13 protein-coding genes are annotated in these 17,433 nt (G+C 55.1%); 12 read left to right on the forward strand and 1 reads right to left on the reverse strand.

Annotated features, from left to right (window positions below; all coding sequences use genetic code 11):
- From P3T18_RS11700 to P3T18_RS11745, 10 genes are all read left to right on the forward strand, one after another.
- Nucleotides 1-1,026, forward strand: a 1,026-nt coding sequence (locus tag P3T18_RS11700) for a UDP-glucose dehydrogenase family protein (RefSeq protein ID WP_429300096.1), incomplete at its 5' end; no start/stop codon positions are given.
- A 757-nt stretch (nt 1,027-1,783) separates the two neighbouring features.
- Entirely contained in the window at nt 1,784-2,953 is a 1,170-nt protein-coding gene (locus tag P3T18_RS11705; protein ID WP_429300097.1) for a polysaccharide biosynthesis/export family protein, read from the forward strand.
- 1 nt (nt 2,954) lies between these two features.
- Complete coding sequence (locus P3T18_RS11710) at nt 2,955-3,455, forward strand: low molecular weight protein-tyrosine-phosphatase (RefSeq protein WP_429300098.1); 501 nt, start codon at nt 2,955-2,957, stop codon at nt 3,453-3,455.
- A gap of 14 nt (nt 3,456-3,469) precedes the next feature.
- On the forward strand, nt 3,470-5,674 hold the full coding sequence (locus P3T18_RS11715; RefSeq protein ID WP_429300099.1) for a polysaccharide biosynthesis tyrosine autokinase: 2,205 nt from the start codon (nt 3,470-3,472) through the stop codon (nt 5,672-5,674).
- A 27-nt stretch (nt 5,675-5,701) separates the two neighbouring features.
- Complete coding sequence (locus P3T18_RS11720) at nt 5,702-6,757, forward strand: glycosyltransferase (RefSeq protein WP_429300100.1); 1,056 nt, start codon at nt 5,702-5,704, stop codon at nt 6,755-6,757.
- A 77-nt stretch (nt 6,758-6,834) separates the two neighbouring features.
- Entirely contained in the window at nt 6,835-7,830 is a 996-nt protein-coding gene (locus P3T18_RS11725; protein WP_429300101.1) for a glycosyltransferase family 2 protein, read from the forward strand.
- An 82-nt stretch (nt 7,831-7,912) separates the two neighbouring features.
- A complete protein-coding gene (locus P3T18_RS11730) occupies nt 7,913-9,004 on the forward strand; it encodes a hypothetical protein (RefSeq protein ID WP_429300102.1) in 1,092 nt (363 codons plus the stop codon).
- Nucleotides 9,005-9,115: 111 nt separating this feature from the next.
- On the forward strand, nt 9,116-11,857 hold the full coding sequence (locus P3T18_RS11735) for an oligosaccharide flippase family protein (RefSeq protein ID WP_429300103.1): 2,742 nt from the start codon (nt 9,116-9,118) through the stop codon (nt 11,855-11,857).
- Between the two features lie 399 nt (nt 11,858-12,256).
- Entirely contained in the window at nt 12,257-13,333 is a 1,077-nt protein-coding gene (locus tag P3T18_RS11740; RefSeq protein WP_429300104.1) for a glycosyltransferase family 4 protein, read from the forward strand.
- A 915-nt stretch (nt 13,334-14,248) separates the two neighbouring features.
- The gene (locus P3T18_RS11745; RefSeq protein ID WP_429300105.1) at nt 14,249-14,638 is read left to right on the forward strand and encodes a hypothetical protein; all 390 of its coding nucleotides are present in this window, start codon (nt 14,249-14,251) and stop codon (nt 14,636-14,638) included.
- 72 nt (nt 14,639-14,710) lie between these two features.
- On the opposite strand, the gene P3T18_RS11750 is transcribed toward P3T18_RS11745, so the two are convergent.
- Nucleotides 14,711-15,478 (reverse strand): glutaredoxin domain-containing protein, encoded by a 768-nt coding sequence (locus P3T18_RS11750; protein ID WP_429300106.1) that lies wholly within the window; start codon nt 15,476-15,478, stop codon nt 14,711-14,713.
- A gap of 151 nt (nt 15,479-15,629) precedes the next feature.
- On the opposite strand from P3T18_RS11750, the gene P3T18_RS11755 reads away from it, so the two are divergent.
- Entirely contained in the window at nt 15,630-16,517 is an 888-nt protein-coding gene (locus P3T18_RS11755) for a LysR substrate-binding domain-containing protein (RefSeq protein ID WP_429300107.1), read from the forward strand.
- Nucleotides 16,518-16,692: 175 nt separating this feature from the next.
- Nucleotides 16,693-17,388, forward strand: a complete 696-nt coding sequence (locus tag P3T18_RS11760; RefSeq protein ID WP_429300108.1) for a GntR family transcriptional regulator — start codon at nt 16,693-16,695, stop codon at nt 17,386-17,388.
- The last annotated feature ends 45 nt before the right edge of the window (nt 17,389-17,433 follow it).

Below are 17,433 nucleotides of genomic sequence, written 5' to 3' on the forward strand. Positions count from 1 at the left end.
CTGGCCGCGCGCAACGCGGCGCACATGTTCTCGGTGGTGTCGAATCCGGAGTTCCTGAAAGAAGGCGCGGCCGTGGAAGACTTCACGCGCCCGGATCGCATCGTGCTCGGCTGCGACGAAGACGTGCCCGGCGAAAAAGCGCGCGAACTGATGAAGCGCCTCTACGCGCCGTTCAACCGCAATCGCGAACGCACGCTCTACATGGACGTGCGCTCGGCGGAATTCACCAAATACGCGGCCAACGCGATGCTCGCCACGCGCATCTCGTACATGAACGAACTGGCGAATCTGGCCGACATCGTGGGCGCCGATATCGAAGCAGTGCGCCGCGGCATCGGCTCCGATCCGCGTATCGGCTACGACTTCCTGTACGCCGGTTGCGGCTACGGCGGTTCGTGTTTCCCGAAAGACGTGCAGGCGCTGATCCGCACGGCCGCAGACCATAAAGCGAATCTGCGCATTCTCGAAGCGGTGGAAGCCGTGAACGATACGCAGAAGAAGATTCTCGCCCACAAGATCGTGGATCGCCTGGGTGAGGACCTCTCGGATCGCAGCTTCGGCGTGTGGGGTCTGGCGTTCAAGCCGAACACCGACGACATGCGCGAAGCGCCGAGCCGTCCGCTGATAGCCGAGCTGCTGCGTCGCGGCGCGCGCGTGAAGGCCTACGACCCGGTCGCGATCGACGAATCGAAGCGCGTCTTCGCACTGGATCTGAAGGACGTGCCGCAACAGCACGCGCGCCTCGAGTTCGTCAACGAAGAAATGGAAGCCGCCGAAGGCGTGGATGCCCTCGTGATCCTGACGGAATGGAAGGTCTTCAAGAGCCCGGATTTCGACGCGCTGAAAACCATGCTCAAGACGCCGCTGATTTTCGACGGCCGCAATCTGTACGAACCGGACGCGCTGCTCGAACTCGGTATCGAGTATCACGCGATCGGCCGTCAGCATGCGCTGCGCAATGCGCGGCCGGCAATCGATATAAACGAATTGCTGGCTCCGTCTGAACTAGCGGGCACGCTGCGATGACCGGCGAATTGTCCATCGCCGGCGCAATGCGTATTCGATGGATTTCTTCGCGCCTTATTGTTCTTTGCCGTGTGCTAGCAGCAGGCGTTTCGACGTTACGGGAACGTGATCGGTGGACGACGTAGCCGTAACGTAACAAACGATTAAATGACCACGTTCTAAGGCCAAGCCGGACGCGCGAGACGCCCCCCGCGACGGGCGCTCGCCTGCGTTCCGGAACCTTGGATTATTACGGCCGTTTAAAAAGCCGAATGGTTGGCCGACGTACCCGCAGGCTTGTCGAAATCCTCTCGTGTCGGCGCGACGCCAAGCTGGCCGGGCGACTCCGAGTTGTCTCCTAAACAGGTTGGCATCGTTCCCCCTGGCCGTAGGCGTCGCCATCAAGAACGCCGTCTGTCTGAACCCTCCCCGTGTCTAGGTGCGGACGTGCCGAACCCGTCAACTTTAATCACCGATTTGGCAATTGGCCTGGAAGTTGCTTTATAGAGAAAAAAGCAATCTGGTATCCATCCAAACACTTTCGTGCGGCCTTGGAAATCGGATTCGAGAGGTAAAGGCCAAAGCCGCTTGCCGCCGTGACGGATAGAGGCGCTTTCCACCTTAACGTCCGCGTGCGCACCACGTTCGCTTGCTGCGGTCGATCAGCGTTGCTGATCGAATTCCCGGACGCGAGCGTTGGCTGGAGTGGATAACAAGCACAAGCAGTATGGCCAGCCATGACCATAAAACTGACTGTGCAACGAACACGGGGAAGTCGATGAGCATTCGAATAAAACAGAAGTTACATCGTGGTAAGCGCGCAGCTCAGCGCACAGCTTTCGTTGGCTCAATTTTCATGTGCGCAGTGTTGTCTGCGTGTTCGGCGATTGCGCCGGGTATGCGCATGGAACCAACTACTTCGCTGCCGGTTGCTGGGCCTTCACCCTCGGCGCCGGTCACCCAGGTCAATGTGCCGTATTCCGAAATTGATGTTTCATTGATTTCACAGCTGGAATCGGCGGACGGTGTGATCGACCCTGCGCAGTTGACGCACTTAATGAGTCCCGCTGCCCCCTATACGCTGGGGCCTGGCGATGTCCTACAGATAACGGTTTGGGACCACCCCGAACTCGTTACGGCAATTTCCAATCAGAATAATCCGGGACGTGCCGCAGATGCGGCGCCAGGATTCATTGTCGACCAGAGAGGAAACATCCAATTTCCGTACGTCGGCAATTTGCTGGTGGCTGGTTTAACGCCAGAGGAAGCGCAAAGAGCACTATTCAACCAACTGAATAAGGCCTTCAAGGACCCGCAAGTTACCCTTCGTGTCGCGTCTTTTCGCGCGAAATCCGTCTATGTGGATGGTGAAGTCAAAGCACCGGGGTTGCAGCAGCTGAACGATATTCCAATGACGATCCTTGAGGCTGTCAGCCGATCGGGCGGATTTACGCCCGATGCAGACCAGGGGCGACTCAAGCTTTTGCGCAATGGAAAGTCCTACACAATCGATCTGACGGCTTTGGTAAATCGCGGTATCAACCCAGCAAGTATTGTGCTGCAGCCGGCCGATGTTCTTAAGGTTGCCGGTCGAGAAGACAATGGCGTTTTCGTGATGGGCGAAGTCACAAAGCCGCTTCGTGCCATTCCTGAAAAGAGTGGACGATTGACGCTGAGTCAGGCACTGGCGCAAGCGGGCAGTATTAATTCGAATACAGCGGACGCTCGTCAACTGTACGTCATTCGAGGCGCCAAATCGGCGACTCCTCATATCTATCACCTCGATGCTCATTCGCCCGTGGCGATGACCTTGGCAAATGATTTCCCATTGCAGCCAAATGATGTCGTGTACGTCGATGGAAACGGTCTGGTGAGATTGAGCCGGATACTCAGTTTGCTCCTGCCTTCGCTTGACGCGGGACTCTACACTTTCACCGTAGCTAAGTGATATGACCACCGACACTCGAATCGAACAAGCCAATCGCGGTCAAGCGCTATCGAAATCTCGCGTAGGCCGCGTGCTTGTCGTCTGCACGGGAAACATATGTCGAAGTCCGACTGCAGAAATAGTTCTTCGCGCAAAGAGTAAGGGGACACAGACGCAGATAGAGAGCGCTGGTCTTGCGGCGGCTGTTCGGCTCGACATGTGCCCGATTGCGGCGGAAATTCTTCGTGAGAACGGACACATTGATTTCGAGGAAGCGGGGCATCGACCCCGGCAACTCGACGGACCGATGCTGCATCGCGCAGACCTGGTTCTGGCGATGGAGAGAGCGCAACTTCAGTGGATTGTTACCACTTTTCCTGAAACCAGAGGGAAGGTCTTCCTGATGAGCCAATGGAACGGCGGCCAGGATATTGCCGATCCGTACAGGCAATCTGAAGAAATGTACAGGCACGTTTTCGCGCTGATCGAGCGCGCCGCCGAAAGCTGGAGCAGACACTTCTAGGTTTTTGACGACATATGCAAACAAATACAAATCAGAACGACGGCCGACAGATAGACGAGATTGACCTGCGCCAACTTTACGGCTCATTGGTGGACAATCGTTGGCTAATCCTTGGAGTGACTAGCGTCATCTTCATGCTTAGCGCGATCTACGCATTCTTTGCGGCGCCAATCTACCAATCGGATGTGATGGTTCAAGTCGAACAGCATTCGCCGCTGTTCGGCACGAGTCAAGCGCAAGTCAGCCAGCTTTTAGGAACATCTACATCAGCGGATACAACGGAAATTGCGTTGTTGACGTCTCGCCTCGTGGTTGGAAAAGCGGTTGCCGATCTGCATATGGCAATCGACGCTTCCCCGCATACCTTTCCGTTGATTGGAAGTGCAATTGCGCGTCGTTTTACGCCAACGGAAGGACAACCGGTCGCGAAGGCGCTTTTTGGGTTGCGCAGCTACGCATGGGGTGGCGAGCGAATCAAAGTTTCAAAGTTCGACGTTCCCGAAACAGAGTTGAACGTCCGATATAGCCTGACAGCTAGTACACCCAATACATTCGAGCTGAAGAACAGCGATGGTGTTCCGCTATTGAGCGGTAATGTCGGGCAACTGGTCAGCGGAAATGGCATTTCGATCCAGGTTGACGAAATGCGTGCCGCGACCGGAACGAGATTTGATTTAACTCGCCGCTTGGACGTTAACGCTATTCAAAGACTGCAGAACGATCTGGTTACGCTTGAGCAGGGCAAGGACTCTGGGATCATTTCCCTTAGCTACCAAAGCGAAGATCCTGCCTTCGCGAATGCAGTGCTTAGAGAAATCAGTGAAGCCTACGTCACTCAGAATATCGAGCGTAGCGCCGCAGAAGCTGAGAAGAGCCTTCAGTTTGTGAATCAGCAGTTGCCGAAAGTACGGGCTGACCTGGATAAGGCTCAATCGAAGCTGTCAAAGTACCAGGCCAGCGCAAGCACTGTCGACCTCAGCCTTGAAACAAAAGCGTTGCTAGATCAGATCGTCGCCCTTGACAGCAGCATTGAGGAACTCAAGCTCAAGCAGACGGAGGCCGGTGGGCGTTTCCAGGACGGGTTTCCCGCACTGCGAACGCTCGACGATCAGGTTAGCCAGTTGACCGCTCGTAAAGCAGCATTGCGCAAGCAGATTGGTGCATTACCCGACACACAACAGGAGTTGTTGCAACTGACGCGTGACGTTCAAGTCAGTACGCAAACTTATACGGCGTTACTCGCCCAGGCCCAGCAGTTGGATGTCGCGCGCGCAGGGACGGTGGGCAGTGTCCGTGTGGTGGATACGCCGTCAGTCGATACGACGAATCCAGTCAAACCAAAGCGTTTGCTTGTGTTGGTCGGTGGTTTGCTGGGCGGCTTTGTTATCGCTTGCCTTATTGTCTTCGTTCGGCAAATGGTCAGCCGAGGCATTGAAGACCCGGCGGAAATTGAGTCGCTTGGACTTACAGTGTGTGCGTCCATTCCAATGAGCAAGTTCTCGGCAGATACAAAAGCGGGTCGACTACGTGGCGCATCCGGCTCCATGCTTGTTGCACTCGATAGCCCGGCCGATCTGGCGGTCGAAGCGCTACGCAGCCTGAGAACAAGTCTCTATTTTGCCGGCGCGGGCAGCGGGAATAACCGATTCCTGATCACAGGGCTGAGTGCCGACGTTGGCAAGACGTTCGTGAGTTGCAACCTTGGTGCGGTCATGGCGCAAGCTGGGCAGCGCGTTCTGGTCGTGGACGCTGACATGCGACGTGGTACGGGCCATGAACTGATGGGTATAGCAGCGGCTGATGGTCTGGCCGAACTCATTGCTGGACGAATCGATACCAGAAAGGCAATCCGCAAAGGTCTTGGTCACGAGAATCTGGACTTTATTCCGCGTGGGCGAGTGCCGGTCAATCCTTCTGAATTGCTGATGAGCCCGCGTTTCATCCAGTTTCTCGACGAGATGTCAGAAGCCTATGAAATGGTGATTGTTGATTCTCCGCCCATTCTCTCGGTGACGGACTCGTCGATTATTGGCAACCATGTCGGAACTACTTTAATGGTCGTTCGATTCGGCGAAAACACGGGACGCGAACTGCAGCTTGGAGCGCAGCGTCTGGATGCCGCCGGCGTGCAGGTTCGCGGCGTGATCTTCAATGCCATCGAACAACGCGTTGCAGGTTTCCTTGACTACAAGCATTACGAGTACGGAAATGACAAATAACCATCGCACGCGGAAAGGTGATCAATCGTGATAGCAAATAGCCCCGCCTTTGCTTTGCAGTCAGACGCCACGCCTACGATCTTTATATTGCATCCTGGACGCGCCAACTATCCTGAGATCGCAGCGTATCAAGATTTTTTCGGCAAACGTGGTTTTGTCGTCGACAGCGGGACGCTTGAGGAATACGAGAGATTTCTCGGTAAAGACAATTGCATCCTATGGTGCATCATGGGCTTTTACCGACATCCGTTACGCGCTCGGTTTGTTATCCACGACTATCGTTCGCTATCTGTGCGCCCGTTGTCATGGCTGAAAGATCGCATCAAGCGATTTGTTAATCAGCAACCGGATCTCCGAATTTTTCAGAATGAGTCGATGCGGGCAGAAATGAATTTCCACGACAACGTTCCGACGCTGACTCTTCCCATGGGCGTTCCTGATTGGCTCTTCGACTTAACCATAGAGGAACCTCATGCCGAGCGAGCCGAACATACGTTCTCATATGTTGGCGAGATTTCCAGAGAACGCGGATTCGACCGGCTCTTGTCCGCGTTCCGAAAACACGTGGGTAGTGGTAACGAAACCTTTGTGTTGGTAGGTGCCGCGGAGCGGGAACTGCTTTCTGAGTTTGGAAAAATCAAAGGTCTGGTTTTTACAGGGAAGCTTCCTCAGCCGGAAGCACTGCAAGTGGTTAAGCAATCGCGGTACGCGGTAAGTTATTTCCCATACCACAGACCGCATTGCTTCCAGACACCGACGAAATTCCTCGAGTACGCAGCGCTAGGCAAAAGCATTGTCTGCAACGATGCGCCTTCGAACCTGGAGGCGATTCGTCGCTACGGCATCTCTGCGCACGTGACCGGTCGGGATATTTTTGACGAGGTATTGCCAAGTCATCGAGTATCCGCAAGCCCAAACGATCGCGACAAGATGCGCTCCAGTTCGTGGCAGGCCGTAATCAAACAGTCCCAGGTTCTTGAGACGATTAGAAAATCTGCGACGCAGCGCGTGTTCTCCTTGGCGGAAATGCAGCAAACACTCAATCATTTTCAGCGTACGACGATCGCGGGAAAAACTGATTGAATGCGTTTTCGAACACGCGAACTGAGAAACGTTTTTCGTTGAGACAACAAGCATGAGCCGGATGTGGGCGACAAAAAATGACCGTACTTGAATCGCAATCTATCATTGACCATGACCACGCATCTTGCGTCGGTCGGGGTCCGTCTTTGCCGCTCGTTAGCATCTACATCCCCACCAAAAACCGTCTCGCATTGCTGCAACGAGCTGTCGAGTCTGTTTTTCAACAGACCTATCCGAACATCGAACTTATCGTAACTGATGACGGCTCTACAGATGGATCGCGAGACTATCTAGCTTCGCTCGCAAATCAAGGCAGGCTGAAAGCGATCTTTATGCCGCAAAGCGGGGGCGCGTGCGCGGCAAGAAACGCCGCGATCGAAATGTCGACCGGCGAGTTCGTCACAGGACTTGACGATGACGATCATTTGTTAGCCTTTCGGATAGAGCAATTCGTTGAGCGCTGGCAAGCATTAGACATCTCGTCTGATGACCGGATTGCCGGCTTGTTCTCGGCAGCCGTCCGTGTTTCGAAAAAAGACGAGATTGTGGTTTTTGGAAGTGCTCTCCGCGTCGCGAGTGAAACATTAAGGCTCGGCAATTCGATCGGTAATCAGGTGTTCGCTCCGCGAGAGAACTTCCTTGACGCGGGGCTGTTCGATGTCACGCTGGCTTGCTGGCAAGACTGGGACATGTGGCTAAGAATGAGCGAGCGGCACGGTGACTTCATTGGTAATCCAGAGCCAAGCTATGTCTGGGATATTGCACATGAGCAGGGGCGAATCTCCGACCAGGCCGAGCAAAGAATAAGAGTCGGCTCCGCACGATTTGCTGAGAAGCACGGATTCCGTTCCCACGCTGAAAGCGCGGTCATCGTGGTATCACTGGCCGGATACAAGGCGGTCCAACTGTCGTTGCGCGAATGCGCCGTGCTGATTAGAAGCGGTAACGGAGCGACGTTGGTGGCACACGAGCTACGTCGTTTGTTCGGTGAAACAGCATTTGTCCGCTTCTGGAAGCTTTTCCGCATGTTTAAGACAATCGGCAGAAAGAAAAGTGTTGCACTGGCAACATGATCGAAGGCGCCGCGGCAATCCGGGTTGCACTGCTTGTCCCACCGTGCGAATTTTGAGAGTTTTGGAATAAAAAGAGATATTTATGAGAGTTCCTCCGCGGATTTTACTGCCGAAAGGAAAGCACGGTTACATCTACACGGACGCAAGTTCGACGCGGGTGATTTGGCTCGTCATATTCGTTTCGCTCTTTATTCTTTCGCAAATAAAAACCCTTATATTGCCCGCGTATTTTTTTTCGGACGCCTCGACAATCGACGGGATGATCGCCGCGCGGGCGACGTTTGGAGCGGCTGACAGTTATGCCAGTACGGCGGCTTTTTTCCAGATATTTGGATTCAGAAATTCATCTGCGGTTCTGCCCATATTGGCCTTCGCCGTTATTCTTCCTGCTTATATGTGGGGGTTGACTACCAGTATCGCCAACAAGATCAGAATGGGGGAGCTGGCAATCGTCCTCTTCTGCTTTGCGCTATCCATTGTTTACATGACGGTTCTGAGCAAAGATATCATTGTTTTGATTTTGGTGATGTTGTTTGCAGTTCGGCCTGCCAGGTGGCCATGGTTGTGGCTGGTGCTGTGGCTGTGTCTTGCATCACTGTATGGTTATTATTTCCGAACCTACTGGTTTATCGTAATTGCGATTTTTTTGACCTTGCGAGTGTTTTTTTCGATTTCAAGAAAGCCGATTCTGGTCTGGCCGGTTGTATTCATCACGCTGTTCGCTCTGGCGTTCGTGATGCAGGTAAAGCTCGGCGTAAGCATGGACTCGTTCAGAACTTCGATCAACGATGTACGCGTACAGGCTGGAGATGTCAATGCGCGGACAATGATCATGCCGTTTATTGGCGGCGGTAGTTTTATGGCTGGCTACCTGAATGTCTGTATTACTTTATTTACGTTGATAGTTCCCGTTCCGTTGCTTTTGTTAGGTTCGCCCTATTACATAATGATTTTCATGCTGATACTGCTTCTGCATGTCAACTTTTTCCGTGGATTCAGTCGCGAGGTTCGGCAGGGCAGCCATTCGCATCTTCTCGAGTGCGCTTGCCTCGTAATCTCGTATCTCGCCGTGCAAAGCATGTTCGAACCGGACTACGGTAGCTATGTCCGGCACTTATCACCGTTTTATTGCCTGATGTTGGGCGTCTGGCTCAATAGGCCGGACACGATTTAGCCCTGCATTTTCCGGCAAGCGTCGATGGTAGATCGAACTGGTGCGCCGGAGTCGATGCCTTTTGCGGCTGCATTTGGGATTCGCACTGGCTAAAAGGCTAAGAGTCAATGATTGGCAATCGAACCAAGCCTGCTTATGAATGAATTGAACCAAAACTTGCGACGCAGCATTTCTTTGAATGTCGTGGGTCGATATTCGAACATTGTTATTCAGCTGGGGGTGACGGCTGTTCTGGCACGGTCGCTTGCGCCTGGCGATTTTGGCGTCATGGCCGCGGTCTCCGTGCTATCGGTTTTCTTGGTTTTTCTCAGTGAGATGGGCCTAGGTCCCGCAATTATCCAGTTCACGGAAATCAACGCTAACCAGCTTGCCGGTCTGCTATGGACAACCGTGATAATTGGAACATTGACCGGCACACTCTTCTCCCTGTGCGGCCCGGCGATCTCCGCTTACTATCATTCAGCGATTTACACGGGTATCGCCAGAGGGATGGGGATCAACCTGGCGCTGGCGTGCTGGGCCATTGTGCCGCTAGCATTACTTCGACGTGAGCAACGATTCTCGGCTATTGCAGGACTGGAAGTCAGCGCCGCGGTTATTTCGGGCGTGGCGGCAATATTCGCAGCGTACGCCGGCTGGGGCGTGTACTCGCTTGTAGTGAAAAGCGTGCTCAATGCTTTCGCGATATGCATATTTGGCTATGCGTTAGCGAAGCCACCGTTTTGGCTTCGACCTTCGATCTCAGGAATGAGAAAGCTGTTCGCATATTCTGCGTATCAGTTCATGTTTGGTATTGTGAATTACTTTACAAGAAATCTGGACAAGATATTGATAGGAAGATTTTTCGGCGCGTCAATGCTAGGTCTATACGACATGTCGTATCGGTTGATGCTTATGCCAGTCTCTAATCTTACTCACGTCATTACGCCGGCTTTGCAACCGGTCTATGCCGAGCACAAGAATAGACCTGACATCATCTTCTCCTCTTATAGGCAGTTATTTAGACTTTTGCTCGTTGGTGGCGCCTTCGTGGGGCTACTGTGTGTAGCGTCCAGCGGCGAAATAATAAAGATCGTTTACGGAGCAAAGTGGGCGGCGGCGGTGCCGATATTTTCCATATTAAGTCTATCGATTGCGATCCAGGTCGTCCTTTCTTCAACGGGTTCGATTTTTCAATCTTTAGGAAGAACGGATCTTTTATTCAAGACGGGATTGGTTTCTACCGTGACGACCTGCGCCGCAATTGGCGTCGGTGTCGCGGCACACGACATAGAGCTACTGTGCTGGTTGCTGGTGGCAAGCTTCGCAGTCAATGCAATTCAAGGGTTTTACGTATTGGTGCGAAAGGGATTCGATCGCCCAGTTTCAGATTTGCTGGCGGGGTCCGGAGGTTTCATTCTTGGCGCTTCTCTATTTTTTGTTTTGGCGTTGGCAGTGAGTCGATGGAGTCCTCATCCGGCGATCCCACTCGTAGGTTTGATTGTGAAAGCCTTATTGGTGTTGATTTCACTGGTCGGATTGACGCTTGCTAACGGTGATCTTGCAGCAGTCGTGAAGCTCTTGAGAAGGAGAACGCACCGCACGTGTGAAAAGTCGGATTCGGAATTGCGGCCCGGTTGTGTGGACGCTCCGTCCGAGTCGGCGAGACAGATTCTTGTCGTCGCCGATCGATTTCCGGTGCTATCGGAAACGTTCGTTATCGAGCAGCTTCACGCATTTACGCTTCAAGGTGCGCAGGTGACTGTGCTGGCAAGGTCTAGTGGCGATGGCATATCAACGTTTGGTCAAAAGCAGATTGATTGCCGGGTTGTATTGACGAGACCTCATGCGTCTTCGCGCGCGGCGCAACTTTGGGCTGCGGCACGGTTTCTTGTCCGCGGATGGCATCGCCCTTCCAAGATACGGGAGCTTCGATCGGCAATGCGTGCGGTAAGACATGGGCTACCGGGCTCCGCGTTAGATATCATTGCGCTATCGAATATCAACTTTCATTTTCACGCCGATCTTATCGTTGCGCACTTCGGGCACGTGGGTGTCTCAGCAAGTTATCTTCAGCAGGCGGGAATAATTGAAGGCCGGCTGGCTACCGTTTTCCACGGATTTGACCTAACGAGCGCGGAAGTCGTCGAGCAATACCGACCGCATTATGTCGATCTTTTCAGGTCGTCAGAATGGCTATTGCCGGTCAGTGGCTTTTTCGCAGATCGGTTGCATCGGTGGGGAGCATACGCTACTCAGATACACGTTTGCCGGATGGGTATAGATGCGCAACGCTTCGCTTTCCAGCCTAAAGTCAGAAACACAGACAATCTCAAAGTTCTCACTGTCGCCCGACTCACGGAGAAGAAGGGGGTCGAGTACCTGGTGAGGGCATTGGCGCTGCTACCGGCTAGCGTCACGCTAACCGTGATCGGCACCGGACCACTTGATCGGCAGCTACGCCACCTAACGGACGAACTCGTGCTGAGTAACCGAATCCGATTTGTCGGAGCGCGTACGCATGACGAAGTGCACGAGTTTCTGTCAGATGCCGACGTATTCGTCTTGCCGTCTGTGACCGCTAGCAACGGCGACATGGAAGGCATACCTGTCGCGCTGATGGAAGCAATGGCCACTGGCGTGTCCGTTATTTCGACGATCCATAGCGGAATTCCTGAGTTAATCAAAAACGGAGAAACGGGACTTCTGGTCCCAGAGCGAGACCACATCCAGCTAGCAGCAGCTTTGAAGATGATTGCGTCCGGCGAAGCCGATGTGACATCCATGCGGATCAGGGCGCGAGAATTTGTCGAAGCGCATTTTAATGTGCGAATCGAAGCAAAACGCTTGTTCGAGCGAGTTGGAATTGCGTGAGTGGTGCGCCCGAAATTTAGATGATGGATGTTGGGTGCTCGTGAGAGAGGTCGACCGCGCTTCAGGCTAACGGCTCACTCCATTCGCTGAGCTCCTAAGCCCGTTTGTGCGCCGTTACAGCGATCCGACGTTACGCCCCGTAACGTGACACAGTCCACAACTCCGGCGTAACAGTGAACCTATTGAATAGCGGCAAGAGCGCCTCGCAGCGCTGCAACGCACAACCCATCGTGCAATCGAGACCGCCGACTCAAAACATGTCTCTTGGCACGGCTTGTGCATTACGTTATGCGCACGCTCATACGCTGCTGAGCGGTGCCGTTGATACAGCCGTTTAAGGCGACGACGGAAAGAACGATAACGGAAAGCCAACTTTCCAATTAGTCACCGGGGTTTTGGATGAAAATTGCTCATGTCGTCGAGGCATGGATTGGCGGAGTCGCAAACTATGTGACGGCTCTTATTGCTGAACAGCAGGCGCGAGGTCACGAAGTCATCCTGATCTGCGATCCAAAGAACATCTCCAACGCGCCGTTTGAATTAGATGGCGTCGAAGTTGTGTACTACGCTTCAAGTCGAAATCCGCTGCAGGTGCCTCTCATTGCGCGACGTTTAAAAAAGTTGCTGCAACAACTTAACGCCGACATCGTGCATTGTCACAGCTCTTATCCGGGACTCTACATTCGGCTGTGCGCCGGACCTGGTCAAAAGATTTTATATACCCCACACGCATGGTCTTTCATGAAAAAAGACATCACGCGTGTAACCGCATTTGGGTTTGCAACCATAGAGCGCATTCTTGCGCGGCGCACGAGTCGTATACTCTGTATGTCGTTTGATGAAGTGCGAGCTGCGCGAAAGCACGGCATCGATATGGACAAAATCGAGCTTGTTTATACAGGTATTCCCTCGGATTCGAGCGTTGAGCATGACGTTCGCGACTCGCAGAGTTTACCTGCTGTCGCCCAGCCAATTCAGGTTGGTTACTTTGGCCGACTCGACTATCAAAAAGGCTTCGATATCGTTGTCGACGCAATACCGATGCTCGACGAAGGAGTGCAAATTCACGTGTTTGGCGCTAGCGTAAGAGGTGGCATCAATGCGCAAAACGAGGATTCGCGTATCGTCTATCACGGGTGGGTTGACCCGGAAGGGACGCGTCGAGCAATGCGACAGATGGACGTCATTGTCGTGCCCTCGCGTTGGGAAGGGCTTGCGCTCGTGCCGATCGAAGCAATGCGCGCGGGGAAGGTCCTCGTGGTGTCAAGCGAGAGTTCGTTGCCGGAGCAGGTGATTCACGGCTACAACGGTGTCATTTTGCGGCAGTTGACCGGTGAGTGTCTTGCACGTGAGCTAAATGCTCTGTCGATCGACGACTGCCGGAGAATGGGGCAGAACTCTCGTCATGTATTCGACGAGGCTTTCCGTGCCGATAAGTTTTTCAAGTCGCTGATGACCTGCTATGAGAATGCCTGAGTCATCTCTCGTTGGTGACGGTCTGCTGGCCTGACCGCGCTGGCAAAAAATAGCATCGACAGCTTGTCTTCGAATCGTCGTCTCGAAGACAAGCTAATCGGGGAAGCGTCCGTGCACGACCTGTCATTCCCACGTGCGGTTCGCCTCAAACCGATCCAACTCCCCCAACAAATCCGTCACCTGAACGCTCTGCCTCTCCGTCAGCCGGAACTCATCCTGAAAGCGTTGCAGCCGCTTTCTCCAATAAGTTGCCGGGATCACTGGCTCCCCCCAAAACGCACTAAGCGAAGGCACCATCACACGCGCGACGTGCGCGATGTCATCATCCATTGTCATGCAGTAACCCCGTCAACCCTCGCTGTTAAAATAAATTTTTATAGTGTGACTGCCTGATCGGCAACCTGACAGCGACGCCAATAGTAGAAAAACAGAATGGATCGGTCAAGCCATGAAAGCTAGTTGGGATCCCTGATCGACGTCGTTTCGCGCTCCGCATTTTGCGTACACCCATCAGCACGAACCATCACGAGCAACGAGAATGACACGAACAGGAAACGCGGCCCAACCAGCACCAAACCGACCACCATCAAAGGCCGATGTAAAGAATAGTTATAATCCGGGCAATCAAGCAAACTGAAAGCTCGTCCCGAAAAAATAATGGTCTAAATTGCTTCTGCCGTCAGACAAGACGGCGCAGGTTTGACAGCCTGTCAGCGTTAAACCGCACTACCTGCGAAAGTGGGTAGTGCCCAGCTACGTGCGCAAACTTTCAATGGGCGGGCCGTGGTGAGGGGACCGCAAGGTCCGCCGGTTATGGTTTAACGCCCGGTCTGTCAACCTTGCCACGTGCCCGCTCACCCCTTCTAAAAAAGCGAGTGTCGGGCGATCCACGAAGCAGCAACCGGGAATCGCATCATGAGCCAATCGCCAGTCACGCCCACGCCAGCTCAGTCGCGCAACGGCAGAGCCAGCAACAAGGGCAACGCCAACCGCAACCCCAACGAAAGCATCAAACGCATCGCAGAAGCCGCTGCCGAATCGAGCAAACGCCACCTTACGCAGTTTGCCAATCTTGCCGCACTAGCGCGCACCATTCAAACCTATATTCCCGCCAATAGCGTCGAAGCGCGCGATTACGCGCAACTGTCGCAAGCGTTCGTCGAATGCGCCGAACGTTATCAGCAACTCGCGGATATCGACGATATCGCCTTCTCGATTATTGCCGCAGACAGTCCGCAACTACTCGATAAAGTGCATCGCGCGTCCGTCCTCAGAGCGGCCCGCCGCGTCCGCGCCGCGCACTGATTCAATTAGGCCACGCAAAAAAAATGGCGCGAGCGATCGCGCCATTCATCCCGCTATCCGTCCATCCATTCTTTACCTGTCCCAAACCTCGTCCGGCACCGGCAGCCCGGCCAGATCTTCCGCCGTCAATGGCCGGTCTACCTTTACACCCTCGCTTTCGAGCATCAACATAACCTGCCGCGTATGTTGCGCGCTGTGCCAGGCCGTGCGCTCCAATACTTCGTGCATCGGCCGCCGCCCGTAATAAGTGGGCACATCGTACGCCAGGGTCTTGTCTGTCTCCGCTGCCCACCATGCGCGCAATCGCGCGCGGATCGTTTCGCCCCACGCCGCGATTTCTTCCGGACCCCAGTCTGCGGGTGGCGCATCATCGAAACCTTCGAAGCGCAATTCGATTTGCTGCGCCGCCTCGATTCCCATCTCCGCCACACGGAAGACATGGAACGTCAGCCCGGCGGGCGTGCGATTGCGATTCCTGAACGGCTCGCGAAATGCCGCGCCGTTGAATTGCAGCGTATAGCGCGCGTTCGATTCGAGCACGAGTTCGAGCCGGTTCACCAGTTCGGCCGGCGCGAGCGGCTCCATCACCTTCGTCTTCAGATCCAGAAACTTGATGACGTCGTTGATTGACTGGCAAAACGTATATTTTGAACCCAGCGACACCACCGGCACGCTGCGCGCGCCAAGCGCCGCCAGTTGCTCGGCGCCCGCCGGATCGTTATGGACATCGATCGATTCGAACTCAATTCCCTGCTTGGTCAGAAACTCCTTCGTGCGCAGACACGACGAACAGCCCGGTTGCCAGAACACTTTGATCTTTGCGTGGGTCGCGGTTTGCATCGCTCGCTCCTTGTGGACGTTTCCGGCGTCGCGTGACGCGCCGCACGACTTCATTGTTTCTCGTCGTCGCGCGGGTGCAAAGCAATGCTTGACCATGCCGTCATCGTGAACCACGATGGCGGAAACCGCCTGTCTACCGTCTCGGGACGATATGCCGACACTCGATCCGCTTTCGCTCAAACTTTTTATCAGCGTGGCCGACGCGGGCACGATCGCCGCTGCCGCCGAGCGCGAGCACATCGCGGCGGCGGCGGTCAGCAAGCGCATCAGCGAGATCGAAGCGTTGCTCGGCGTGCCGCTTTTGCGTCGCACCAATAAAGGCGTCGAGACCACTGCCGCAGGCGACCGGCTGGTGGCGCTCGCGCATCGCGCATTGCACCAACTCGACGATATTGCCGTGCAGATGCGCGACTACGCGAGCGGCGTCAGCGGCCTGATCCGCATTGCCGCGAACGTCTCGTCGGTCGCGCAATTTCTGCCACGCGACATTCAGTCGTTCGCCGCGCAACACCCACGCATCCAGATTCATCTCGACGAACGACCCAGCACCGCCGTGGTGAAAGCGGTCGCGGACAACGCCGTGGATATCGGCATTTTTACGTCGGTGCCGCACGGTTACGAGGTCCAGACGTTCCCGTATCACAACGATCGCCTGACGCTCGTCATGCGCGACGATCACCCGCTGGCGCAGCACGAGGCTATCGCATTCGCGCAAACCCTGGATTTCGAATACGTCGGCCTGCCGGCGGAAACGGCGATCAGTCAGCAGCTCACGCGCGCCGCGCACGCGCAGGCGCGAGCGGTCAACCTGCGCATTCAGGTGACGAGCTACGACGCGCAATGTCTGATGATTGCCGCCGGCCTCGGGCTCGGCGTCATGCCGCAAACCGTCGCGCAACAGCAGGCGTCGACGCTCGGGCTCACCCTGGTGCCGCTCACCGATGCGTGGGTGGATCGCGATCTGCTGATCGCCGTGCGCTCGCTGGACGCGTTGCCGGTCGCGTGTCGTATGCTCGTCACGCATTTGCGCGGAGAATGAAGCCCGGCGCAATGTGCGATGAAAAAGTGCGTTGAATTAAGCGTTTCCCTTCATGTTTTTGCGGGAGACGCAGTGCTAGCATCGTAGCGTCGGCGCATCGCGCATTGTCGTGATGAGCAATGCGCAACCGTCATGCAGTTTGCGGCGCCGGTCCGGCGTCGCGGGGGGAACTGTCGTGTCAGAACGCAAACCAGTCGCGCAGTCCGAACCGCGCAATGGCAATTCATCCCAGCATGCTTACGAGCAGCTGCGGCACAAGATCATCGAAAGCGAATTGACGCCGGGCTCGCATCTGCTCGAACAGGAACTCGCGCTCATGCTGGGCGTGAGCCGTACGCCGATCCGCGAGGCGGCGATCCGTCTGCAGGGCGAAGGGCTGGTGGAGATCGTGCCGCGTCACGGCATTCGCATCGTGCCCACGTCGGTGTCGGACATCAGCCATATCTATCAGGTACTCATCAGTCTGGAGTCCACCGCGGCGGGTCTCGTCGCGGAACGCGCGGGCATCGACCTCGGCCCGCTGGAATACGCGTGCCAGCAAATGACGGAAGCGTTCGAGGCGCAGGACATGCACGCCTGGGCCGCCGCCGACGAAGCCTTCCACGAAGCGCTCGTTCATCTGGGCGGCAACGCGCGGCTCGCGCAGGTCGTCATGAATTGCCGCGACCAGGTTCATCGCGTACGCCGCTTTACGCAACAACTCCGGCCTCATCCGCAGCCGAAAAAGTCGATCGCGGAGCACTACGAAATTATCGAAGCGATCCGTCGCGGCGATGCAGCGCGCGCCAGTCGTCTATATCGCGCACACCGCGAGCGCGGCTGGCGCGAACAGACTGCGGTGCTGCAGCAATACGGCATCAGCCATGCTTGAACGCTGACGATCCGGCGTCGTGACGGCGGGTAAACCCAGCCGCGA

This window comes from Paraburkholderia sp. GAS199 (assembly GCF_050436585.1).
GTDB lineage: Bacteria > Pseudomonadota > Gammaproteobacteria > Burkholderiales > Burkholderiaceae > Paraburkholderia.

What these genes read in the sequence shown, in the direction of transcription:
- P3T18_RS11705 (WP_429300097.1), top strand. Translation starts at nt 1,784, where the DNA reads ATGAGCATTCGAATAAAACAGAAGTTACATCGTGGTAAGCGCGCAGCT.
- P3T18_RS11710 (WP_429300098.1), top strand. Translation starts at nt 2,955, where the DNA reads ATGACCACCGACACTCGAATCGAACAAGCCAATCGCGGTCAAGCGCTA.
- P3T18_RS11715 (WP_429300099.1), top strand. Translation starts at nt 3,470, where the DNA reads ATGCAAACAAATACAAATCAGAACGACGGCCGACAGATAGACGAGATT.
- P3T18_RS11725 (WP_429300101.1), top strand. Translation starts at nt 6,835, where the DNA reads ATGACCGTACTTGAATCGCAATCTATCATTGACCATGACCACGCATCT.
- P3T18_RS11730 (WP_429300102.1), top strand. Translation starts at nt 7,913, where the DNA reads ATGAGAGTTCCTCCGCGGATTTTACTGCCGAAAGGAAAGCACGGTTAC.
- P3T18_RS11740 (WP_429300104.1), top strand. Translation starts at nt 12,257, where the DNA reads ATGAAAATTGCTCATGTCGTCGAGGCATGGATTGGCGGAGTCGCAAAC.
- P3T18_RS11745 (WP_429300105.1), top strand. Translation starts at nt 14,249, where the DNA reads ATGAGCCAATCGCCAGTCACGCCCACGCCAGCTCAGTCGCGCAACGGC.
- P3T18_RS11750 (WP_429300106.1), bottom strand. Translation starts at nt 15,478, where the DNA reads ATGCAAACCGCGACCCACGCAAAGATCAAAGTGTTCTGGCAACCGGGC.
- P3T18_RS11755 (WP_429300107.1), top strand. Translation starts at nt 15,630, where the DNA reads ATGCCGACACTCGATCCGCTTTCGCTCAAACTTTTTATCAGCGTGGCC.